Source organism: Xenococcus sp. PCC 7305 (assembly GCF_000332055.1).
GTDB lineage: Bacteria > Cyanobacteriota > Cyanobacteriia > Cyanobacteriales > Xenococcaceae > Xenococcus.
Window position 1 is genome coordinate 26,702 of sequence record NZ_ALVZ01000221.1, and the last position, 23,955, is coordinate 50,656.

Sequence of the window (23,955 nt, forward strand, 5' to 3'; positions counted from 1 at the left end):
AGTGTCAGTAGATTTTCAAGAACTCCGAGAATTATTATCGGCAATCTCTAAAACCGATATTACCGAACTCACTCTCAAAAGTGATGATTTTGAACTTACATTACGCAAAGACTCAGCAGCTTATCCCGCCAAAAACGCAAATGTGATTGAGCAAGAAATGTTCTCTGCTGCCCCAGTAGTTACCAAAACTGCGACTAATCTTGAGCCAACTGCAATAGCAACAGAACCAACTGCCTCTTCCCCAATAGATCAAAGTAAATTACTTGATGTGACTTCCCCGATGGTGGGGACTTTTTACCATGCACCGGCACCGGATGATCCTCCTTTTGTGGCCATTGGCGATCGCATTTCTTCGGGGCAAACTGTCTGTATTATTGAAGCTATGAAGCTGATGAATGAATTAGAATCAGAAGTCTCAGGTCAAATTGTCGAAATTTTGGCAAAGAATGGTGAACCGGTAGAATTTGGCCAGGTTTTAATGCGTGTCGATCCAGGATAATGACAAGGATGAGGGATGAGGGATAAGGGATGAGGAAAATGTTCTTTGTCCTATCTCCTTAGAATGGGAATTATGGAGTTGATTACAATTATTTTGTCAGGGGTATTATCGGCCCTAGCCAATGGGGGGTGGATCGCTGATGCGATCGCAAAAAATACTCTCAACTCGAATCTCGACTCCGTAGAGACATTGGAAGTGCGGATTGATAACCGTCCCAATTACCAGTTAATCAACGGCAAACTGGATAAGCTGCGAATTGCAACCAGAGGAATTCTAATTGAGCAAGGGTTGAGAATTGATGTTTTAGAATTAGAAACCGATCCGATCTCTGTTGATGTTACAACACTTAGAAACAGTAACTTCAAAGATTTACCAAATTCTTTTCGGCAACCACTACAAGCTGCCGCGAGGATTGTAATCACCGAAGCCGATTTGACTACAGCCTTACAATCAGAAACCGTAGTTCAACAATTACAAGAAACGATTAATGGTTTAGTTGCTCAAAGAGCAGGTAATTCTACTCGTAGCTATGAATTATCGGCACTTCAAATAGATTTGCTTCCGGAGAATAGAATCAAATTAGAGCTACAATTAAGCCGTTTAGGAACTGATAAAAAGCAAAATCGAGAACTAGCTCTTGCTCTAGAATTGGGCTTTGAGGTCATTGCTGGGGTCAAAGTAAATCTTGTAGAGCCCCAAGGAACTGTCAATGGACGTCCGATGTCAGAAAGATTATTGGGGGGATTTGCCCAGGGAATTAGCGATCGCTTAGACTTAACTAATCTAGAAAGTTTGGGAATATTAGCTCGTCTCTTACAATTAGAAATAACAGAAGACAAAATAGAGTTAGTCGCTTTCACCCGAATCGAACCCCAATCGGCCAAGACAAACTTATCAGAACAAGTTAAACCGTAAATAGTCTTCTCTAACCTTAGGAGAATCATCCATGCAAAATGGCAAGCAACATAATCGTTTTCCTCGTATTTGGTTCGCTGGAATAGCAGGGGTAATTTTTGCTCTTGGTGGCGTGGCTTGGTGGGCAAAATACTCTTGGGAGAATGCCAAGCAGCCCTCTAATCCCGCAACTATCCAAGAAACTCCCTCTAACAGCCAAAAAGAGCCGATCGCTCAGATACAAGAACAAGTGGCAATCTGCTGGCTCAATCCCACAGAAAATACGATCGAGTTAGTGCAGAAAACCCTCAGTTTTCCGAGCTCGGTAACTTCCGACACCATTCTCGAATCAGCTTTCTCTCAGTTATTATCAGGTCCCAGTAAGTCTGCTGATTATACAACCACTATTCCCGAGGGAACCAGGTTGTTAGCTCTAGCTACCACAGAAGAAGGAGTCAAAGTAGATCTTTCGCAAGAATTTGTGGTTGGTGGGGGTAGTGCGTCAATGACGAGTCGGCTTGCTCAGATAGTTTATACTGCTACTAGTTTAGACTCCGATAGCAAGGTTTGGATTAGTGTCGAAGGAGAGCCTTTAGCTATTTTGGGAGGAGAAGGTATTACGGTAAGTCAGCCAATGACCCGCCAAGAATTCCAAGAGCATTTTACTTTGTAAGAGATTGTGATTTTTTCTAGAAGTATTTTTAAATTATTCCTTATTTCTTGTTGCGATATTTATCGACAATTTTGTCGAAATACCAATTTAATAATCCGCCAATTATACTATGTAATTTATTTAAAATGGCCATTTCCCAGCCAGGAGCGATCGCAAACTTTTCTTGAATCATTCCTCTAATAATTTCTTGAGCAATAGCATTCGCACTCCATAGTTGAGCAGTTTCCGTCATCAGCTTAGTTTCCGGTGGCTTAATCTTATTTTCAGCTGCTAATTGGGGTGTGTCCGTATCGGGGGGATAGACTATGGAAACTTTAATGTGATGAGGCTTGAGTTCTCCTCGCAGAGATTCGGCTAATCCTCTAAGGGCAAATTTAGAAGAGCTATAGGCTGTATAGCCATACAGACCAATTAAACCTGCTCCAGAAGAAATTAAGACAACATGTCCTTGTTTAGCAGCGATCATTCCCGGCAGTACCGCTTTGATGGCATACAAAGAACCAAAGTAATTGACCGCCATTGTTTGGTGAAAGGTTTCTATTGATAACTCTGGAAAATACCCAGGAACGGCAATTCCTGCTGAGGTAATGAGAATTTGCGGATGGCCTAAATCTGCGATCGCCTTTTTTAGTGCGAATTCTAAAGCTTCCTGTTTAGAGACATCTGCGGTGACTGCCAAAATCCTTTGTTGAGGATTAATCACCAAGGAGGAGATTTCCTGTTTAGCAGTTTCCAGTTTAGCGGAGTCCCGAGCAATTATTGAGATATTTGCCCCTTGTTGAGCTAACAATTTTGCGATCGCTTTGCCAATACCACTAGAGCCTCCAGTAATTACAGCATGTTGCCCAACAAATTTTGCTTGAGATTTTGACACTTATATTTCTTACCTAAATTGTTAAGTAATTAAATACAAAAACTGTCAAGATTACAATAACTTTAAGTTATCTTAACAAAATCGATAAGATGTAGCCTAATTAACAGTAAGATTATTTCTATTTGTTAGAGTGGGGATGAGCCTCGTAAATAAATAGTAAAGTTTTTTAAGGTCATGAATAATTGTCCCTGTTGTTCCAATCTTTTATTAAAACATTGGAAACAAGGTAAAACTTATTGGTATTGTGGCAGTTGCCGCCAGGAAATGCCTAACCTAAATCTAATTAATTTAGTTAGTAGCTATCAAAAAGAAGGGCTGAGAATACTAAGTCAAATATCCAGTTCTACGCCAAACCTGTCAACGGTACCAGATTATTCCTTAAACAATGAGCAGTAATTAATTAATTAACCAATTTACTGTTAGCCAAAAATGCTTTGTTATTTAACGCTCAACACTAAAGGTTCGGAAAACTACACTACCAAAGATAGATTCTTCGTTTCAGTATAGAGAGTAAGGACGCACCCACTGAGGAGAGATTATTCAGCTGATCCCACTCAGGACAGTGTATGTAGTAAACCATAAAAAAACTTTTAGTTTTGTAGTTAAATTTTGGAGCATTCTTTTATATGGCAAAAGTTGTTGGTATAGATTTGGGAACTACGAACTCTTGCGTCGCAGTTATGGAAGGAGGGAAACCCACCGTAATTGCCAATGCAGAAGGATTTAGAACCACTCCCTCAGTTGTCGCTTACGCTAAAAACGGCGATCGCCTTGTAGGGCAAATTGCGAAGCGGCAAGGTGTTATGAACCCAGAAAACACCTTCTATTCCGTGAAACGTTTCATGGGGAGAAAGTTTGATGAAGTCACCAACGAATCAAAAGAAGTCGCTTACAAAGTCGCCCGAGATGGCAATGGTAACGTTAAGCTAGAATCTTCTGCCCAAGATAAACAATTTGCTCCCGAGGAAATATCGGCTCAAGTTCTTCGTAAACTAGTTGAAGATGCTAGTAAGTATCTAGGAGAAACCGTCACTCAAGCAGTAATTACCGTTCCTGCTTATTTCAACGACTCCCAACGTCAAGCAACCAAAGATGCAGGTAAAATCGCAGGGATCGAAGTCCAAAGGATTATCAACGAACCGACAGCAGCATCCTTGGCCTACGGCTTAGATAAGAAAAGTAATGAAACCATTCTCGTTTTTGACCTTGGTGGTGGTACTTTCGATGTTTCTATCCTAGAAGTAGGAGATGGTGTATTTGAAGTACTAGCAACTTCTGGGGATACCCATCTTGGTGGTGATGACTTCGATAAAAAAATTGTTGACTACTTAGCAGAAGAATTCCAACGCAACGAAGGAATTGATCTTAGAAAGGATAATCAAGCATTACAACGTCTGACTGAAGCTGCCGAAAAAGCTAAAATTGAGCTTTCTAGCACTACTCAATCAGATATCAACCTACCTTTCATCACAGCAACTCAAGATGGCCCAAAACATTTAGATATTTCTTTGACCAGAGTCAAATTTGAAGAGCTCTGTTCTGATCTGATTGATCGTTGTGCTATTCCTGTCAGACAAGCTGTTAAAGACGCGAAGATTAGTAATGATGCGATCGATGAAGTTGTAATGGTGGGAGGTTCGACACGAATTCCCGCAATTGTTGATCTTGTAAAAAGAGTTCTTGACAAATCTCCTAACCAAACAGTTAATCCTGACGAGGTAGTTGCGGTTGGGGCAGCGATTCAAGCTGGAGTACTAGCAGGAGAAGTCAAGGACATCCTACTTCTTGACGTAACTCCTCTATCCCTTGGAGTAGAAACCTTAGGTGGGGTAATGACTAAAATTATTCCCCGTAACACGACTATTCCTACCAAAAAATCCGAGACTTTCTCCACAGCTGTAGATGGTCAAACTAATGTAGAAATTCATGTTCTGCAAGGGGAAAGAGAATTTGCTAAAGACAATAAGAGTCTAGGGACTTTCCGTCTTGATGGCATTCCTCCTGCACCTCGTGGTGTACCTCAAATCGAGGTTACCTTTGATATTGATGCTAACGGAATCTTAAATGTAGCCGCTAAAGATAAGGGTACAGGAAAAGAACAGTCAATTAGCATTACTGGAGCTTCTACTTTGCCTGATGAGGAAGTTGATCGGATGGTCAACGAAGCTGAAGCAAATGCGGATGCCGACAAAGAACGTCGTGATGCCATTGATCGTAAAAACCAAGCTGATTCTTTGGTTTATCAAGCAGAAAAACAAATCAATGAATTGGGAGACAAAGTCCCCGAGGCGGACAAAACTAAGGCAGAAGGCTTAATTAAAGATCTCAAAGATGCTCTTGCAGCAGAAGATGATGAGAAGATTAAGACTCTAATGCCGGAATTACAGCAGGTTCTCTACACTATTGGCAGCAGTGTCTATCAACAAGCAGGGGCAGATGCACCGGCTGGAGCTGAAGCGACCGGGACAGATGCGGCCAGTGAAGATGCTGGCGCGGGTGCCGAAGCTAGTGCCAGCGGAGATGATGTTATTGATGCCGAGTTCTCCGAGACGAAATAAGTGTCTAATTAAAAATTAATGAATTTATATATGCAGGATAGTAAGTTTTACTACCCTGTATTTTTTTGCTGCCGGTTCAGATTACCACTAGATCAAGATGGTTAGAAAAAGTTCAACTAAATATTGGGCTCAAAATCTTCTTTTTCTACTCCGCAAACAGGGCAAACCCAATCATCGGGTAAGTCTTCAAAAGAAGTGCCAGGGGCTATTCCATTATCTGGATCGCCGATATCTGGATCGTATTCGTACTGGCATACCGAACAAATATGCGTCGTCATAGTCATAAATAATCAACATTGCAATAATTTCTTATTTAACCAAGTTTCATCAATAGGTTAACGAAAAATATAAATTACTTAACTGATCTTGAGCTGGTTCTGCTTTTGGAGCGTTTTTTCTTGATTGTCAATGATCTAGATCACACCAGACCAAATTAATTTAAGCCAGACTTGGGGAAAACACTATATTCGATAATTCATTCTATTCTGTATATGAAATTTTTATTGCTGAGGGTACTGCTACTTTCCCGCAGGAAAGATCGAGGTTTTACCTTGCCGATGGTTATTGGGATTGGACTGATTATGGTTTTATTGAGCTCAATCAGTCTAGTTCAGTCTAGTGAGGAAAATCTAATTGCCATCTCAAAAGTGCAATCATCCACTTCTGTAGCAATGGCAGAATTGGGAATAGCAAGATATCGGGAATTACTTAATAATAATCGAGTTTTAGCAGTTAACAGTTTGAATAATTGGGTTAACGTAAATGACGAGACTTGTAATGTGATAACTGACGCTGCGAACGACGATGATGGGTGGGCAAATACGGATGACTGGAGACCTGTTACCATCGATGAAACTGCGCTTATTCCCCCGACTGACCTTAACAACGATGGAAATATCACAAATAATCTGGCAATAGGTAGTTATAGAATAGTTGACTACAGATTTCAGAATGACAATGATCCGAGTGACGACGATAAGCGTGATGATGACGGCAACTATGAGGATCTGGGGGAAGACGGGATATTTGATCAAACTAGTGATGCTGCCAATCCATTTGGGCCAAGAGGAATTTTAGCTGTTCAAGGACAGGATATTAATGGTAGTGTGGCTCAAATCCAGGTCACAATACCAATAGGGGTAAATACAGAGGATTTAGATTCCCTAGATCCGGGAATTTGGATTCATCAAAGTGCCGAGCCCAACCTAGGAACCATCAATAGAGTTGATAATTCATTGGTCATTAACGATTTAGGAAACTTGGTATTCTACAGAACAACGACAGGAGACAATATGTGCACTGACGTTGCTGGTCCTGAAGATGCTAGAGAACCTCGTGATTTGCCTCCTTTGGCAGTTCTGCCTGCTGTTGTCAATAATATTGCAGCTGATATTACCGGTGATGGTGCTTTTGATATTGTTGACAATGAGTTGATTCTTGGACAACCTTCAGGTGCTTCTGCCGCAAATCCTAATTTAGATGCTGATGGTATTGAGCGTTATTACTATCAAATCCCTGTTGGCGGAAATTTGAATGTGACAGCGGGAGAAAGCTTGTTGTCTGACGGTAATGCAAGGGTAGTTATAGTCGTTAATGGAAATTTAGATATCGATGGTGCTGCTGGTAATGTGCATGTTGGCAATACCAGCGACAAGATATTTATTGGTAATATCAACGACGGTAACCTTGTGGCAAACCCTTTTTACGCTAAATCTAATTATCTAGAAATCCATGTCAATGGAGACGTCAATTTAAGTGGTGATGGTGACTTATATATCAATGGATTAATTAGGGCGACGGGGACTGTTAATATTACCGGTAGTCCGAACATTAATCTTCGTGGTTCAATCTGGGCTGAAGATTGGGACAATGGTGGCGGGACTGTCAATCTTATTAGAGAGGCTGATTATGATGACTACAAATTCTACAGTATTGTCCCCCAAAGAACTCCAAGACCATTAACATTTGCTCCTACTGGATGGGAACAACAACAGGTAACTAATTAAGGATAAGTAACTAATTAACAGGAGGGTAACTAAATGATGTGGCAAAAAATAATTTTACAATCTAAGAAGAATTCATCTGATAAGGGTTTTCTGACCATAGAAATTATCGTTGCAACTCTTGTTGCTTTCTTTTTTCTGATGTTTTCTCTTCAAGCTTTAGCAGCAGCTATGCTGATGAAATTTCAGGCACAGCAAGATCAAAGAGCCGACAATTTAATTCAAGAAGATATTGAAAGACTTGGTGGTTTAAGTAGATCATTGACCTTGGGTCTTGATGCTCAATTAGCAGCTGATTTGCCGACTGCTTGCAATGTTGATATTTTTGCAAACGGTTATGCTTTTGCTCTGCTTAATTCTATTCCAGCAGAATTTGCTAATGGCGCACCTGCGCTAGATACTCCATTATTAGATGATGTTGTGGGCGGAGTAGAATTAAGATTATCTCGAACTGCATTAGGTGGTAATAGTGTTGCGCCTCATCAGACTTTGGGAATTTATTATCGAGTCATAAGTAGTAATAATAATGTTTTTGATGATGGCGACGATGTTGAGGTTGCTAATCGCTACGTAGAGATAATTCCCGATGAAGCATTAAGATGCCCATAATGGTTTTGTTTCAAAAGATAAGATGGGAATTATAGATCTCTGAGGGGAAGACTAGGCGCTCAGACCAAGCTTGACAATAGGCGATCGCCTAAGTCACCCAATCATTTCCCATAATTATAATTATCAATTATCGGCTAATCCTTAATATATAAGCACCTTTTCCGCCTTGATCATAAGCATTAACAATTAAACGATAAGTCCCAGCATTAGGAATCGTCACCTGTAACTGAGAATTGCTATTATTTTCATTAATATCGTCATTTTGCTCTAATATATTGCCTTCTTCATCCATAATTGCTAAAAATGTGTCAAAATCTACACTCTCTAAGCTAATTACAAAGGATTCTCCTGCTTTGACGGCTAAAGGGTAAGAGTCATAGAAGCTTCCGTCATTGGGAATGACTTTATCTCCTTCTTCTAAAAAACCTCTTTCTATTTTGTCAATTATAAGAGAATTACTTGGTTGCGAGTTCGATGCTAAAGGAGTAACGTTTTCATCTTCAGTAGTATTGGGTTCTAGAATATTTTCTTCGATTGGCTGTTTTTCTGGAGCTACGCTGGTTGCTTGATTGGTTTCTTGACCCGCAGGTTCTGTGATGTCTGGAGCGATCTCTGCTACGGGATTCTCCACAATTGAGTTGGGAGTTTCCGCTCCTGGGTCAGGGGATGAATCCTCATTAACTACAAGCTCTTCGGTGGGGGAAATCTCTTCTTGATTTCCGGCGTAGGCGATCGCGCATATTTGCTGATACACGAGGTCTTCCCGACAAGATATGCCGACTTCTTGATTGCGATCGCTAAAAATTGCCAACCGGTGGCGGCGATCGCGAAATCCATCATCGACCACTAGCTGCATAACTATAGCTTCGGCTGTTACTTTCCCATAACTAATATTCTGGGGGCGAGACTCTCGCCGATTTTCACTATTAGTATCCGCGATCGGGGTTAATTGCTCCTTGGCGGCAATCTCTACAACTTCCGAATAAGTTAAGGGACTCAAAGGAGTTTGCTGGCGCACAAAAGTAATTGCCTCCTCTAAAGCTTGCAATCCTTTATTAGTTCTGATGGGTTTTTCCCCTGGCAATTTCAACATTATGCCGTCGTAATACTGTTTTTGTTCTTCCAACCAATCAGCATAATCACTTGGGCTTTCGCGAGCCCGATTGATTTGGGTAGTAATGTTATTTTCTAGAGTGGCTATAGACGCAGCTTCATTTTGGGCTATTCTTAAACCCTTGGGAGATAACAATATATTGCCTGTCATGGCATGAGAGGTTTCAACCTCGGCAATCGCAGTATGACCAACATTGTTAAAACCACTTAAAAATATAATAGTGAGGAAAGATATTTTACTAAAAGTGTAATGAAAACTCATTTTATTCATCAATAATTACTCCCGATTGACTAGGGAATGTTGGATTTACTAAACCTTGCCCCAAAAGTTTAATCTACATATTTATAATTTGCTAAATTTTGGTGGCATTGCAAAACTCCAATAAAAAAGGTGACAGGAATCATAGTAAAAAATGTTCCCCATCACCATCAATTATTCAATAATTATTAATTATTTATCAACTCTCTTCCTGTTCCCAAGTTGGAACATTGCTATCAGAATCCGACTTCGAGCCATCTTCTTCAGGATTTAATCCAGTGTAAGCTCTAGCAGTCTGATCATCGAGAATAACATTCTCGTCATCCTTCAAATTATTATAAGGTCGCAAAGACGATGGTTCAGGGCTAACTGGATTGACAATTGTTTCTTCTCCTCCCACTCGATAGCTATCTAATTCTCCACCACCATAACCGTAGAGAGAACCGTTACGAGGTAGGGGATTCTCAATTTCTCCACCACCCCTGAAGACTCCTGGTTCTTCATGGGTATTGAAACCAGTTCCAGCAGGAATCAAGCGACCGATAATAACATTTTCCTTGAGTCCTCGAAGCCAATCAGATTTGCCTTCGATCGCCGCTTCAGTTAGTACACGAGTAGTTTCTTGGAAGGAAGCTGCTGAAATAAAGCTATCAGTATTCAAAGAAGCCTTGGTAATTCCCAAAAGCAATGGCGTATATTGAGCAGGAGCACCTCCTGTAATCGACATGGCATCATTCACCTGTTCGATTTCTCGTAAAGCAACTAATTCTCCAGGCAGCATAACGGTGTCTCCACCATCATCAATTCTTACTTTAGAGGTCATTTGACGGACAATCACCTCAATATGTTTATCAGAAATATCAATTCCTTGACTCTGGTACACAGATTGCACCCCAGTTACCAAGAAAATTTGAGCTTTTTGTAAGCCAATCAATGCGGCTTCATAACAACCTTTAGTCTCTAAATGGTAATTAAAGAACACTTCCAGAATCTGATGGGGATTAGCTGGCCCGTCAGTAAGCATTTCTCCGACTCCAACCTTTTGTCCATCCGCTACAAGCGCGTTTTGACTGGGGCTAACGGGATAATCGGTAATTGTCCCATCCTCTTCAATAATTTTGATATCTACGGTTTCCCCTTCTTCGTAGACAACTTGACATTCTCCAGGACGGCGACTGAGAATACAACTTTCTTTGGGTTTACGGGCTTCTAGGAGTTCTTCAATTCGAGGCAGACCCTGAATAATATCCCCTGTTTTAGAGCGCTCAAAAACCAATAGTACTAAATTATCTCCTCTTTGTACCAAATCCCCATTGTCAATATGTAAAACCGCACCAGCGGATACTCGATAAGGACGGGCATGGCGAATGACTGCGGTGGTTTTTCCTGCGGCATTTTCCTTGAGTTCTAAGAGCTGCCCTGATTCTTCTAAAGAAAAGCCTGGGGCAATTTCACTTCCTGACACCAATAATGTCCCTTCGTCATGGATACATTCACTTTTGGGAATGTCGAGATCATAGGAAACTTGATCCACCTCACGAACTACTAGAACCCGCCGGATGGCTTCCCCTGCTTCACGAATACCTCTAACCGTTCCTGATGAGCGACAAATAATTTCAGTACGAGCAATCGTTTCCCCTCTGGCAATTTCTTGTCCATCTGTCACTAAAACCCTAGTTTCAATATCGCCACTATGGGGATCAGCATCGGTATCTCTGCGTAATACCAGAGCTTCAATAATTACCATTTGCAATCTTTGAATCTCAGGATCTTCGGGGTCTGGTTTAAGCTCTATGTCAGCACTCAAATTAGGAATTACGTCAATATCATCAGCCGAATCGATTTCCAGGGTCAATTGCGTACTCAACAAAGATACACCACTAACCGATTTAACCCTCTCTCCATCTTTATAGAATATTCTTTGGAGCGATCGCAGTTCAATTTGACGACCATCTTGGTTATTAATCGAAGCTTGTGACGGCACAGCAGGCTTGTCAGCTACCTTAAATTCTTGCACTGGGCGCAATAACAGGGCAGCTCCTTCTGTGGTGTCCACAATTTCGCCATATTGAAGTTCTTCTACTGTAACTCCAGGTAAAACTTCACTCCCAGGTTGAACCAATTGCCCATCAAGTTTGGGATCAATCTCATCAAGCAGATGAACCGCTCCGGGTTTAATAATAATTTCTCGGAGAATATCATTTTTCTGAACAACTTCCACAACACCAGATGATTGAGCAAAGATATCCTTGACAACCTCGGTTCCTGCTTCCACAAATTCCCCATCTTCAACTATCAACAAGGAAATATCTTTGTTGACTTCGTGACTTTCCTCGGGAATCCAAAGTAAAGAACCACCTTTGGTAATTTCATAACCTTGTTTGCGCCCACCTTTACCGATTTCTAGGCCGCCATATTTGAGGATGCCGCCAGTTTCTGTTTCATAGCGATCGTCAATTAATTCCGCTACTACCTGATGATTTTGAACCTTGGTTCCCGGTGTAGTTTTCAGTAAGAAATCTTGACCATCAGCAGTGCTAATAATATAGGATTCTCGACCACTATCACTTTCAACCTTGACTTCTGAGCTATCTAATAACACAGAAGCCGTAATAACCTCAATTTCTCTGGTATTAGAAACCACCCGAACTACCCCACCATTGGAGGTAACAAGTTTAGTTTGAGCGAGAATATCCCCTGGATTAACTTGATCTCCGTTCTGAACAACAGGTTCGGCTCCCGGCAATAAATTATAGACTTCTCCAGATAATACCCAGAGTAAACCCGAATTTTTTGCTACTTTTGTCGTATTGCCTTGGCGATCAGTTTTTTCATCGGGAATTAAGTTCGCAAACAAAACTTCCCCTGCCAAATTAGAAGTTACGTCTTTGGTGGCTTTTTCCGTAGATTTCTTCACCGATACCTTGGCGACTTCGACCAGCAATTGATCTTTTGTTACCAACTCTCCTTCCTTGACGTAGAGATAGGAACCGGCTGTCAAGGGATAGGAGATTTTCTTGCCTTTTTTGGGCGCGAGAACTAAATTACCAATAGTTTCGACTTGCTCTCTCTCATCTCCATGACGAGTCCGTACTTTACGAGTGCTTAAACCTTTAGCAAATTCTATGGTGCCATCTTTTTCAGCTTTAATTTGTCGAGCAACTTCTCCTGTAAAAACCCCTCCTGTGTGGAAAGTCCTCATGGTGAGCTGAGTTCCCGGCTCTCCAATAGATTGTGCGGCAATAATACCAACAGCTTCTCCCATATCAACGATTTTGCCATGGGCCAAACTCCAGCCATAGCAACATTGACAAACAGAACGAGCTGCCTCACAAGTTAAAGGCGAGCGGACAATTACTGAGCTACAGCGATCGCCAATCTCTTGGGCTAAATCACCGTCAATATTTTGATTGCGTTTGGCAACAACCTCTTTGGTTTCAGCATCGAGGGCATCTTCAGCCAATACCCGACCTAAAAGACGATTCTCCAGGGGAATCAACGTGCGATCGCCATCTTTCATGGCTTCGATAAAAATACCCCTGGGTGTTCCACAATCGACTTCGCGAACAATGACATCTTGAGACACATCTACTAGACGACGGGTCAAATATCCAGAATCGGCGGTGCGTAAGGCCGTATCAACTAAACCCTTCCTGGCTCCATAAGAAGAAATAATATACTCCGTAACCGTTAACCCTTCACGGAAATTAGTTTTGATTGGCAAATCGATAATTTCGCCTTGAGGATTGGCCATCAAACCACGCATGCCGACCAGCTGACGCACCTGAGATAGGTTACCCCGAGCCCCGCTGAACGCCATCATATAGACTGAATTCAGAGGATCAGTAGCTTTAAAGTTAGTGACCACTTCATCCTTAAGATTTTCAGAAGTACCATTCCAAGTATCAATAACCTTCTGAAAACGTTCTACTTCTGTGATTTCTCCCTTAGCATAACGAGCTTCGGTTTTTTTAATTTCCACTTCCGCAGCTTCTAGTAGCTGCTGTTTGATTGGGGGAATTTTGAGATCATCAACGCTGATTGACACTCCCGCTCGTGTTGCGTAACGGAAACCCATTTCTTTAAGCTCATCTGCCATGGTCGCGGACTTGGCTGAACCATGATTGGTAAAGGCCCAGGCCATAAGTTTTTTGAGACGACCTTTATCAACAATGCGATTATAAAATTTCATTTTAACTCCCAATCTATGTTTCCCTAAATACTTAATCCTAATGAACTAAAAAATACCCCTAAGATACAGGCTCAAGTGCATCTTGAATAGTTTTGTTATAGATGATTCTTCCCATAGTAGTATTTACATATTGAGATAATGGTTTCCCCTCAGCTGATTCTCTGACTAAGCGCTGACGATAATATTTTAGAATACTGCCATCTGCCAATTCTTCCTGTTCGACAACCTCAGTGTCTGGTTGGGCAGTTTCTACTTCGCCTTCATAACGTACCCAGACAAAAGCATGCAAATCAATTTGACCTTGTTCAAAAGCTTTAACTGCATCTTCTAAACTGCCAAACTTCCTGCCTTCTCCCCGAGTTGCCTGAGGATTCTCAGCAGTTAGATAGTAGCAACCCAGTACCATATCCTGAGAAGGCGCGACAATTGGCCTGCCAGTCGCTGGAGACAAAATATTATGACAAGCCAGCATCAATAATCGCGCTTCAGCTTGAGCCTCTAGAGACAAAGGAACATGAACTGCCATTTGGTCGCCATCAAAGTCAGCATTGAATGCTGGACAAACCAGGGGATGGAGTTGAATTGCCCTACCTTCTACGATAATCGGCTCAAATGCCTGAATACCTAGGCGGTGCAATGTGGGTGCACGGTTGAGCATTACAGGGTGACCAGTAATAACTTCTTTTAAAACTTCAAAAACCTGGGGCTCCGACCGTTGGATCATTTTCTTGGCCGCCTTAATATTATTCACCATGCCACTTTGAATCAAGCGGTGAATTACAAAGGGTTGAAATAGCTCAATTGCCATTTCCCGCGGAAGCCCACATTGGTAAATCTTAAGTTTGGGCCCCACCACAATTACAGAACGGCCTGAATAATCAACCCGTTTTCCTAACAAGTTTTGACGAAAACGACCTTGTTTTCCTTCAATAATGTCAGAAAGGGATTTCAGCGGTCGATTATTAGCTCCCACAACAGTGCGTCCTCGACGACCATTATCAATGAGAGCATCCACTGCTTCTTGCAGCATTCGTTTTTCATTCCGCACAATAATTTCCGGAGCCAGAATCTCCTGCAATCTAGCCAAGCGATTATTGCGGTTAATCACCCGACGATAAAGATCATTGAGATCGGAAGTTGCGAACCTGCCGCCGTCTAATTGCACCATAGGGCGCAAATCAGGTGGTATAACAGGAATTACATTAAGAACCATCCATTCTGGACGAGCCCCAGTGGCAATGAAATTATCAATTACCCGCAATCTTTTAATTAACTTGGCTCTTTTTTGGCCCTTAGCTTCGCTAATATTTTCTCGTAGTTGTTCAGCTTCTGTTTCCAATTCAACTTCTTCTAAAAGCCTTTGAATCGCCTCAGCTCCAATGCCAACCTCCACGCCAATCAGGTCAGAATCTTCGCTATAGAGTTGCTCCTCAATTTCGATCCACTGATCTTCAGTTAAAAGTTGCTTACAGGAAAGATTCTGCGCATTGCCTGGATCTAATACAACATAAGCATTGAAATAGACAATCTGCTCAACATCTCGCAAGGGCATGTCAAGGATGATACTGAGATAGCTAGGAATCCCTTTGAGATACCAAACATGAGTCACAGGAGCCGCTAGCTTAATATAACCCATGCGATGGCGGCGCACCCTAGATTCGGTAACCTCTACCCCGCAACGCTCACAAACAATTCCTCGATGGCGAACTCTTTTATACTTGCCACAATGGCATTCCCAGTCCTTAGCGGGGCCAAAAATGCGCTCGCAAAACAAACCGTCCATTTCCGGTTTTAGAGTACGGTAATTAATTGTTTCGGGTTTGGTAACTTCTCCGACAATTTGTCCATTGGGCAGACTCCTCTCTCCCCATTGACGAATTCTTTCTGGAGAGGCAATGCCAATTTTGACGTAATCAAAGCGTTGTTCTTGTTGGTTTCTCATTTTTGCAGAAGGTATCGGTTAGGAATCAAACAAAGGAAGTCTAGAAAGCAAGAGAGTCAGGAAAAAATAGCCATATTGTCCCTTAATGCTGGGAAGTTCCCTGGGAGATTAAAAATCTCACAATCGAGAAATTAATCATTTTCAAGCTTCTTCTTGTAAATCATCTTTGGTTAAAGATTCATAGGTTGGTCTATTGGGGGTACGGCGAGGAGTATCTGCCATCAAATTAACCTCGATATCACGACTATTGCCATCTTCTAAGTTTTCCAATTTATGCACCGCAATATCTAATCCCAACGACTGCAACTCTCTCATCAGTACTTTGAAAGATTCAGGAGTCCCAGGACGAGGAATTGGTTTACCCTTTACGATCGCATTAAGGGCTTCATTTCTCCCTTGCATGTCGTCTGATTTGACGGTTAAAAGTTCCTGCAAAATATAAGCTGCGCCATAGGCTTCTAGGGCCCATACTTCCATTTCTCCAAACCTTTGACCACCTTGTTGTGCTTTACCGCCAAGAGGCTGTTGGGTTACCAAAGAATAAGGCCCCGTAGAACGAGCATGGATCTTATCATCCACAAGGTGAACTAGTTTCAACATATAGGCTTTGCCCACTGTCACAGGACGATCAAAAGCCTCCCCAGTACGACCATCAAATACTTTAATTTTTCCGGGGTTATTTTGGTCAAAAACCCATTTCTTCCCTGGTTTACGAGAGGATTCGGCAATTTTGCCATGCACTGTCGCCAAAGAAGTCTCTTTGCCATACATTTCATCAAAGGGCATTATTTTAAATCTCATCCCCAGATTTTCCCCTGCCCAGCCCAGAAGACATTCGTAAACTTGACCGACATTCATCCGTGATGGCACCCCAAGAGGATTGAGCACAATATCTACTGGACTACCATCCGGCAGATAAGGCATATCTTCAATTGGTAGGATACGAGAAATAATACCCTTATTGCCATGGCGACCGGCCATTTTATCCCCAACTTGAATCTTCCGCTTCTGGGCTACATAAATTCTGACGACCATATTGGCCCCAGGGGGTAGTTCATCTCCTTGTTCTCGGGTAAAGACCCTCACGTCAACAACGCGACCTTTTTCTCCATTGGGCACTCGTAGCGAATTATCTCGCACATCTCGGGCCTTTTCGCCAAAGATAGCTCGCAATAATTTCTCCTCAGGAGGCTGATCTGATTCTCCTTTAGGAGTAACCTTGCCGACCAGGATATCGCCTGCTTCCACCCAGGCCCCAATATGAATAATTCCCCGCTCATCGAGATTGCGAAGCGTATCTTCTCCTACATTGGGAATTTCTCTAGTAATTTCTTCAGGGCCTAATTTGGTTTGTCTGGCTTCAATTTCGTATTTTTCAACGTGAATACTGGTATAGTAATCCTCATAAACCAGTTTTTCACTTATGAGAATCGCGTCTTCATAGTTGTACCCTTCCCACGGCATATAGGCAACGGTGACATTCTGGCCTAGGGCAAGCTCCCCTCCTTCTGTGGAAGAACCATCTGCAAGTACTTGTCCAGGAACTACATCTTCACCAACATAAACTAAAGGACGTTGATTGAGACAAGTATCTTGATTAGAACGCTGATATTTTTGCAGTTTATAAATCATCTCCTGTCCTGGAGCTGGAGCATGAGGATCGTTCTCTCCCTCAGAAACTCTTACTCTGACAACTTCAGCATCAACATAACTCACAATGCCATAGGTACGAGATACTACGACCATTCCCGAATCTCGGGCAGCCTGTGCTTCTAATCCTGTGCCGACCAGAGGGCGTTCGGGACGCAACAGAGGAACTGCTTGACGCTGCATGTTAGAACCCATAAGAGCTCGGTTAGCATCATCATGTTCTAAGAAAGGAATCATGCTAGTTGCTACTGAAACAATTTGCACAGGAGAAATAGCAACATAATCTACTTCTTGAGAACTGCAAGTAGAAAATTCCTGACGATAACGAATTGGAATGGTCTCACCTAAAATATAACCATCAGCGTCTGTGGGAATATCTCCAGGGGCGACCCGCAAATCATCTTCTTCATCAGCAGTTAGATAGACAGCATCTTGATCTCGCAAGACCTTACCATCTTTAACTGGATAATAAGGTGTGGCAATAAACCCATAGGGAGTTACTTTGGCATAAGTCGCTAAGGAGCCGATCAACCCGGCATTAGGTCCTTCGGGTGTCTCTACAGGACAAATTCGACCATAGTGAGAGGGATGAATATCCCGAACGGCAAATCCTGCTCTTTCTCTAGTTAATCCTCCTGGCCCTAAAGCAGACAAACGACGTTTATGGGTTAATTCTGCTAGGGGATTGGTTTGATCCATAAACTGGGATAGTTGGGACGAACCAAAGAATTCCTTAATGGCTGCGACTAAGGGTTTGGGGTTGACCAAAGCGGCTGGAGTCAGACTATCAGCCTCACTAACAGTCATTCGCTCACGAATGATTCTCTCTAAACGGTTTAGACCCACTCTGACTTGGTTTTGTAACAACTCACCTACGGAGCGAACCCGACGATTACCTAAGTGATCGATATCGTCAGTATTTCCTGAGTCAAATTCCAAGCCAATTAAATAATCGATCGCGGATAAAATATCGGTAGGAGTCAGGACACGTAAAGTGTCTGCGACAGTTAAGCGAAGTTTCTTGTTGAGTTTGTAACGACCAACTTTGCCTAAATCATAGCGTTTGGAATCAAAAAACCGCGATTCTAAAAGTTGCTGTCCGCCATTAACAGTTGGGGGTTCCCCAGGGCGCAATTTCCGATATAGTTCGAGCAAAGCCTCTTCTTCACTGGGATTGCCTTCTTTATCTAGGGTTTTCTGATAAAAGTCGGGATGACGTAAACCATCCATGATTTCGTTGTCACTTAACCCGATCGCCTTCAGCAATACTTGGGCTGACAATTTACGTGTTTTATCGATTCTGACCCAGACTAATCCATTTTTGTCAGTCTCGAATTTCAACCAAGCTCCTCGGTTAGGAATTAAAGAAGCAGAATAGGTTCGACGACCATTTTTATCAGTTTCTGCTTTGTAATAAACCCCAGGAGAGCGCACGATCTGGTTGACAATTACCCGCTCTGCACCGTTAATAATGAAAGTCCCGCGATCGGTCATTAAAGGCAGATCCCCAATGAAAACTTCCATCTCATTGATTTCACCGGTTTCTTTATTGATCAGACGAGTCGGGACGTACATTTGTACGTTATAAGTACTATCTCTTCGCTTAGCTTCGTCTACATGATATTTTGGCTCCTTGAGGCGATAATTTTCGCCCAAAAAATGTAACTCATATTTTCCGGTATAATCGGCGATTGGAGAAAAACTATTGAGCTCGTCTATCAATCCTTGTTCTAGAAACCAACGGAAGCTAGAACGTTGAATTTCAATCAAGTCGGGAAGAAGAGTATGAGATAGATTGGTCATGGGGATTTTTGTGCTTTGGTTTTTGGCTTATCTAGAATAGAGTTGCTAAAAGCTAGCAAGAATCTGACTGTGCTAGCTGATTAAGAATCTCTATGTTCTGAATTGTTAATTGAGTTTTAGTTAGAGATTTCAGCCAGTATCTGGAGTTTGAACCGAGAAAAACTTTTTACTACTGAAGTTGAGTAAGAACAACCTTGACAGTCATGAACAATTATAAAAATTTTAATTAAGTTTAATATCAAAAAGCTCACAGGCATTACTGGTGGTTTGATGAGCAATTATGTCAGAAGAAACCCCCCTTAAGTTTGCCAGACATTCGGCCACATAGGTAACATAGGCTGGTTGATTCGGCCTCTTGCCTCTTTTCGGTACAGGGGCTAAAAAGGGACAGTCGGTCTCGATGAGCAAGCGATTATCAGGGACTATTTTAGCGGACTCTTTAATTTGGTGAGCATTTTTAAAAGTCACTGTGCCGCTAAAACTAATATAAAACCCAAGATCTAAAAACCAGGAGGTTTCTTCTGGCGTTCCACCCCAACAATGCATTACTCCTTTAACAGTGCCGAACTCATCGACAAAAGCCTCAATTTGCTCTTTTAAACTTAGAGCAGCATCCCGGCAATGAATTATTACTGGCTTATCTAGTTCTTGGGCAATTGACAGTTGGGTTTGTAATGCTAATTTTTGTTGTTGGGCATTGTCGGCCTTATAAAAATCCAAGCCAGTCTCTCCAATAGCAACCACCCGATCATCAGACCCAGCTAATTTTCTTATTTGTTGACCAGTTTGTTTGTCCCATTTATGAGCATCCAATGGGTGCAAACCAACTGCAAACGACAATTCAGGGAATTTATCTGCTAGAGATTGAATTCCCTGAAATTCACTTGGTTCTACACATGAATGTACTAAATGGACTACCCCTGCTTCTTGCCAACTCTTGCGGAACGAACTGAGATCTCCCTGGAAAACATCAAAGTTGATGTGAACATGGGTATCAATTAATTGCATAAGCTCAGGTATTTATGTATTTTTAGACCTAAATCTAGCGCCTTCCAGTCTAGTCCTGGGAGTCGGGGGACTTCAATGCGATTGCAGATGAACTCCCAAAACCCGTTTTAGGAAGCAACTGCTACTTTTGCGACAGCTCTAGCGATCCGAGATTTCTTTCTGGCACCGTTGTTCCGATGGAGAACTTTTCGCTTAACTGCTTTATCAATTTTGCTATAGGTCGCCGACATAGTTTCTTGCACTACCGCCATATTTTCTGGAGTAGGTTCTGCTGCATAACTATCGACCGCAGTTAAGGTTTTTTTGATGAGGCTTCTTAATGCAGATTTATAAGCCTTATTACGCAGTCTATTACGCTCTGCGATCGCGATTCGTTTAATTGCTGATTTCGAGTTAGCCACAGTTTTTTTCTACAGAAGAATCTTCTTTGTTAATAATTAGTAATTTTATCAATAAATCAGAATTCTCATCATAACAGAATTGAAGAATTTGCGTCAATCAATTTTTCTTTTCGACCACCCTGGCCTGATAAACAGGTAAGTCGAACCAAAATGTGGTCCCAACCCCCACAGAACTCTCAATATGAACTCGACTATTATGCTTATCGATAATGTTTTTGACGATCGAAAGACCTAGGCCAGTTCCTTCTAAAGTATGTACTCGATTCTCTACGCGAAAAAAACGCTCAAAAATTGCTTCTTTATCTTCTTTGGGAATCCCAATTCCTGTGTCTGCAACCTCAATCCTTACTTGGGAAGCTTCTCCCTCATTTGGGGTCTGATAAGCACGAAGTGTTATTTGCCCTCCAGATTCTGTAAATTTAAGCGCGTTACCAACCAAGTTAGTAAATACCTGCAAAAGGAGATCGTAATGGCCTAAAACCTGGGGAACAGAGTCTTTGATATCCTTAATCAGCTCAATCCCTTTATCCTTAGCATTTAGTTGATGAGTCCTGATCGTTTGCTCTATGGGCTGCACTAAATCTACTGCTGTTAAATTATAGGTATGAGAAGATTCCAAGCGAGATAAATCGAGAACATCATTGACTAAGCGAGTCAGGCGGTCCGTCTCATGGTTTGCCGTGTCAAGAAATTCTTTTCGCTGTTCTGGAGAAAGATCTTCTCCATATTCTGACAAAGTCTCTATAAAAGATTTTATATTAAACAAAGGGGTTCTTAGTTCGTGAGATACATTGCTAATGAATTGGCTTTTGGCGTCATTCAGTTCAGCTTCACGGGTAATATCTTGCACCGTGATCGCAATTCCCCTGATATGTTCGCGATCGCGGGTTCCGATGGTCGCGCGATCGCGATCTAAAACCTGACTCAATAAGACTCTCACTGTGCGTTTTATGGGTTTATGCAGCGTAATGCGAAATTCATCACCTACAGGAAAATTCTCTTCGGAGCCCGAATTCGGCAAAACGAGAGGGCAATGGGACTCGCTGTTTGGCGCAATATTATTTTCCTGATTGTCCAAAATATAGCTATCTGCGACCATTTGATATAATGGCTTGGTTATTTTAATTGTTAATTCTGAAGGCAAATAATGCAGGACATTTTGCCTAATAACACTATTATCTTTCCAGCCAAAAATTTCCCTTGCTGTCGTGTTAGCCAAAATAATTCTTAAGTTGGTATCAATTAAAACCGCCCCATCAGCTATCGTTGAAACTAAGGTCTCTAATTTGGCTTTTTCCGAGGTTAATTCTTCAATATTCTGCTCTTCATATTTTTCTAGTCGTTCGGCCATTAAATTAAAACTAGCAATCAATTCCCCCAACTCCCCTCTTAAGGGCAAATCAATCCTTTGCTTGAAGTTTTTGGCCGCAATATTCCTGACTCCTACCAAAAGCTCGGTAATCGGCCTGGTGATCATCAAGGCATTAAAGACATTGCCCAGGATGACCATGGCCCAGATAGTGATAAAAACTGAAATAGTGACATCACGAGTTAGATTGGAGGAGGCAACTATAGTGGGATTGGGATTAATGCCAATGGCGACTACCCCTAAATATCTACTATCCTGATTTAGGGGGACAAAAACATCTGTAACTTCTCCTCCTGGGGTTAGATGCTGACGAATAAATGGCAGCGGGCTTTTTGGCTTGTAGTCATCGGGTAATTGAATACGACGTTCAATCGTGAGAGAATTCTTGACCTGCGCCCGGGAATAGGGGATCCCAAAAAAGATATGTCCTGTCTCATCGGCATACATAATATAGCTGACGCTGGACGTGCTACGAAAAAACCTCCCAGAAAACTGCGCTAGACCCGAAAAGTCTTCTTCTGCAATCATAGGGGCAGCATTGCCGGCAATTAACAGACCGAGGTCATTGCCAAAACGAGTATCATTAATTCGCGCATCTTCTTGGATTGTATTGACAGCCCAAAATGTCAGCCCACTCATGACTAGAGATACTACAAGAGTGGCAGCTGCCATAAGCTTAGTTTGAAGGGTAAACTCGGCCCACCAACTAGAGATCGCTTCTTTGATTTGGGAAATAATGCTCAAGAATTTGGCTATGCACTTTGACTAGAGACGTTTACAATATTACACATTGCACCTCCAGTTTACCAAGGACTATCCTAAAGATTTTCTGGAAAAGATTGCTATATTGATTATTGCTTAAAGCGGTGTCCAATATCTCGACGATAATAGAGACCCTCGAAAGTAATCGCCGACACCGCGGAATAAACTTTTGCGATCGCAGACTCAAAGTCATCCCCAATCGCAGTAATACCCAGAACTCTACCTCCATTAGTCAGCAATTGTGAGTTTTCCAGCTTTGTCCCGGCATGGAAAATCATGGCCTCGCGAATCGATTCGATCCCCGTGATCGCTTTGCCTTTCTCGTAGGCATCAGGATAACCACCAGATGAGGCCACGACACAAATAGCAATTCCTGGTTTCCAGGCCAAAGGAGGTTGCTCGGCCAATTTTTGTTGGGCGCAAGCGAGCATTAATTGCTCAAGGGGAGTCTCTAACAAGGGTAATACGGCTTGGGTTTCGGGATCGCCAAAACGACAGTTGAATTCAATAACTTTGGGTTCTCCCTGAGGCGTAATTATTAAACCCGCATATAAAATTCCTCGATAGTCAATACCTCGTTTGTTAAAAGCATCAATCGTCGGTTGCAAGACTTCGGTTTGGATCCTCTGCATTATTTCAGGAGTTACTAAAGGAGCAGGAGCATAAGCACCCATGCCACCAGTATTTTTGCCTGTATCTCCTTCGCCAATTCTTTTATGATCCTGAGCTGGCAGTAGAGGGATAATTGTCTGGCCATCAGTCAGCGCCAGGACAGAGGCTTCTTCTCCCACTAAAAAGTCTTCGATGACTAGGGTGTTAAAACCCTGGTTGAATAAGTCATCCACCGCAGCAATGGCAGATTCTAAATTCATCGCAACAATAACTCCTTTCCCAGCAGCTAAACTATCTGCTTTGACAACTATTGGTGCGCCTTCTTGCTTGATATAAGCTTTCGCTGCTTCTGCATCAGTAAAGGTTGCTGACTTGGCTGTGGGAATCCCTGCTTCTGCCATTAAATCTTTGGCCCAAGATTTACTAGCCTCAATTTGCGCCCCTGCCTTAACTGGGCCAAATACCAGAACATTGTTAGCTTGCAAATAATCGGTAATTCCTAAGGCCAAAGGGACTTCTGGCCCTACTACTACTAGGGAAATATCATATTCTTGTACGGCTTGAGCAATTGCTGGGAAATCATCTACAGCTAAATCAAGATTCCGACAATTTGCCATTGTGGCTGTTCCCCCATTCCCCGGAGCACAAAATACCTGCTGAACATTAGGCGATCGCAATAACGTACCAGCGATCGCATGTTCTCTACCGCCACTTCCCACAACTAATATATTCAT

Annotated in this window: 16 protein-coding genes; 6 read left to right on the forward strand and 10 right to left on the reverse strand. The window is 42.1% G+C overall.

The genetic code is table 11. The features are described 5' to 3' along the window. Position 1 precedes the first annotated feature (1 nt). Genes accB through XEN7305_RS20400 form a run of 3 tightly spaced genes read left to right on the forward strand, consistent with a single transcriptional unit; the run spans position 2 to position 2,066 of the window. Positions 2-499, forward strand: a complete 498-nt coding sequence (gene accB / locus XEN7305_RS20390; protein WP_006511405.1) for an acetyl-CoA carboxylase biotin carboxyl carrier protein — start codon at positions 2-4, stop codon at positions 497-499. Between the two features lie 45 nt (positions 500-544). After that, a complete protein-coding gene (locus XEN7305_RS20395) occupies positions 545-1,414 on the forward strand; it encodes a DUF2993 domain-containing protein (protein WP_144053334.1) in 870 nt (289 codons plus the stop codon). Positions 1,415-1,445: 31 nt separating this feature from the next. After that, a complete protein-coding gene (locus tag XEN7305_RS20400; protein ID WP_006511407.1) occupies positions 1,446-2,066 on the forward strand; it encodes a GerMN domain-containing protein in 621 nt (206 codons plus the stop codon). A 40-nt stretch (positions 2,067-2,106) separates the two neighbouring features. Here XEN7305_RS20400 and XEN7305_RS20405 read toward each other — a convergent pair whose 3' ends face one another. After that, on the reverse strand, positions 2,107-2,940 hold the full coding sequence (locus XEN7305_RS20405; RefSeq protein ID WP_006511408.1) for an SDR family oxidoreductase: 834 nt from the start codon (positions 2,938-2,940) through the stop codon (positions 2,107-2,109). A gap of 626 nt (positions 2,941-3,566) precedes the next feature. Here XEN7305_RS20405 and dnaK point away from each other — a divergent pair. Continuing rightward, positions 3,567-5,498: a molecular chaperone DnaK gene (gene dnaK / locus XEN7305_RS20410; protein WP_006511409.1), complete on the forward strand. Its 1,932-nt coding sequence runs from the start codon at positions 3,567-3,569 to the stop codon at positions 5,496-5,498. A 116-nt stretch (positions 5,499-5,614) separates the two neighbouring features. Here the strand turns inward: dnaK and rd are convergent, their stop codons facing one another. Continuing rightward, positions 5,615-5,776, reverse strand: coding sequence for a rubredoxin (rd, locus tag XEN7305_RS20415; protein ID WP_040898872.1), 162 nt, complete (start codon positions 5,774-5,776; stop codon positions 5,615-5,617). A gap of 279 nt (positions 5,777-6,055) precedes the next feature. On the opposite strand from rd, the gene XEN7305_RS20420 reads away from it, so the two are divergent. Together XEN7305_RS20420 and XEN7305_RS20425 are read left to right on the forward strand one after the other, a co-directional pair. Next, positions 6,056-7,504: a hypothetical protein gene (locus XEN7305_RS20420; RefSeq protein WP_238569013.1), complete on the forward strand. Its 1,449-nt coding sequence runs from the start codon at positions 6,056-6,058 to the stop codon at positions 7,502-7,504. A gap of 33 nt (positions 7,505-7,537) precedes the next feature. Continuing rightward, positions 7,538-8,110 (forward strand): hypothetical protein, encoded by a 573-nt coding sequence (locus XEN7305_RS20425; RefSeq protein ID WP_006511412.1) that lies wholly within the window; start codon positions 7,538-7,540, stop codon positions 8,108-8,110. A gap of 127 nt (positions 8,111-8,237) precedes the next feature. On the opposite strand, the gene XEN7305_RS26955 is transcribed toward XEN7305_RS20425, so the two are convergent. The 8 genes from XEN7305_RS26955 to purD form a co-directional block, all read right to left on the reverse strand. Further along, positions 8,238-9,494: a pre-peptidase C-terminal domain-containing protein gene (locus XEN7305_RS26955; RefSeq protein WP_006511413.1), complete on the reverse strand. Its 1,257-nt coding sequence runs from the start codon at positions 9,492-9,494 to the stop codon at positions 8,238-8,240. A gap of 187 nt (positions 9,495-9,681) precedes the next feature. Beyond that, on the reverse strand, positions 9,682-13,674 hold the full coding sequence (locus tag XEN7305_RS20440; RefSeq protein ID WP_006511414.1) for a DNA-directed RNA polymerase subunit beta': 3,993 nt from the start codon (positions 13,672-13,674) through the stop codon (positions 9,682-9,684). 58 nt (positions 13,675-13,732) lie between these two features. Continuing rightward, entirely contained in the window at positions 13,733-15,616 is a 1,884-nt protein-coding gene (locus tag XEN7305_RS20445) for a DNA-directed RNA polymerase subunit gamma (protein ID WP_006511415.1), read from the reverse strand. Positions 15,617-15,757: 141 nt separating this feature from the next. Further along, positions 15,758-19,069 (reverse strand): DNA-directed RNA polymerase subunit beta, encoded by a 3,312-nt coding sequence (gene rpoB, locus XEN7305_RS20450; RefSeq protein ID WP_006511416.1) that lies wholly within the window; start codon positions 19,067-19,069, stop codon positions 15,758-15,760. A gap of 222 nt (positions 19,070-19,291) precedes the next feature. Continuing rightward, entirely contained in the window at positions 19,292-20,077 is a 786-nt protein-coding gene (locus XEN7305_RS20455) for a TatD family hydrolase (RefSeq protein WP_006511417.1), read from the reverse strand. Positions 20,078-20,184: 107 nt separating this feature from the next. Then, positions 20,185-20,478: a 30S ribosomal protein S20 gene (rpsT, locus tag XEN7305_RS20460; RefSeq protein ID WP_006511418.1), complete on the reverse strand. Its 294-nt coding sequence runs from the start codon at positions 20,476-20,478 to the stop codon at positions 20,185-20,187. A gap of 97 nt (positions 20,479-20,575) precedes the next feature. After that, entirely contained in the window at positions 20,576-22,519 is a 1,944-nt protein-coding gene (gene nblS / locus XEN7305_RS20465) for a two-component system sensor histidine kinase NblS (RefSeq protein WP_006511419.1), read from the reverse strand. 179 nt (positions 22,520-22,698) lie between these two features. Continuing rightward, positions 22,699-23,955, reverse strand: coding sequence for a phosphoribosylamine--glycine ligase (purD, locus tag XEN7305_RS20470; protein WP_006511420.1), 1,257 nt, complete (start codon positions 23,953-23,955; stop codon positions 22,699-22,701).

What these genes read in the sequence shown, in the direction of transcription:
- XEN7305_RS20400 (WP_006511407.1), top strand. Translation starts at nt 1,446, where the DNA reads ATGCAAAATGGCAAGCAACATAATCGTTTTCCTCGTATTTGGTTCGCT.
- XEN7305_RS20440 (WP_006511414.1), bottom strand. Translation starts at nt 13,674, where the DNA reads ATGAAATTTTATAATCGCATTGTTGATAAAGGTCGTCTCAAAAAACTT.
- rpoB (WP_006511416.1), bottom strand. Translation starts at nt 19,069, where the DNA reads ATGACCAATCTATCTCATACTCTTCTTCCCGACTTGATTGAAATTCAA.
- XEN7305_RS20455 (WP_006511417.1), bottom strand. Translation starts at nt 20,077, where the DNA reads ATGCAATTAATTGATACCCATGTTCACATCAACTTTGATGTTTTCCAG.
- purD (WP_006511420.1), bottom strand. Translation starts at nt 23,955, where the DNA reads ATGAATATATTAGTTGTGGGAAGTGGCGGTAGAGAACATGCGATCGCT.
- XEN7305_RS20420 (WP_238569013.1), top strand. Translation starts at nt 6,056, where the DNA reads ATGGTTATTGGGATTGGACTGATTATGGTTTTATTGAGCTCAATCAGT.
- rd (WP_040898872.1), bottom strand. Translation starts at nt 5,776, where the DNA reads ATGACGACGCATATTTGTTCGGTATGCCAGTACGAATACGATCCAGAT.
- XEN7305_RS26955 (WP_006511413.1), bottom strand. Translation starts at nt 9,494, where the DNA reads ATGAATAAAATGAGTTTTCATTACACTTTTAGTAAAATATCTTTCCTC.
- nblS (WP_006511419.1), bottom strand. Translation starts at nt 22,519, where the DNA reads ATGGCAGCTGCCACTCTTGTAGTATCTCTAGTCATGAGTGGGCTGACA.
- dnaK (WP_006511409.1), top strand. Translation starts at nt 3,567, where the DNA reads ATGGCAAAAGTTGTTGGTATAGATTTGGGAACTACGAACTCTTGCGTC.
- XEN7305_RS20425 (WP_006511412.1), top strand. Translation starts at nt 7,538, where the DNA reads ATGATGTGGCAAAAAATAATTTTACAATCTAAGAAGAATTCATCTGAT.
- XEN7305_RS20445 (WP_006511415.1), bottom strand. Translation starts at nt 15,616, where the DNA reads ATGAGAAACCAACAAGAACAACGCTTTGATTACGTCAAAATTGGCATT.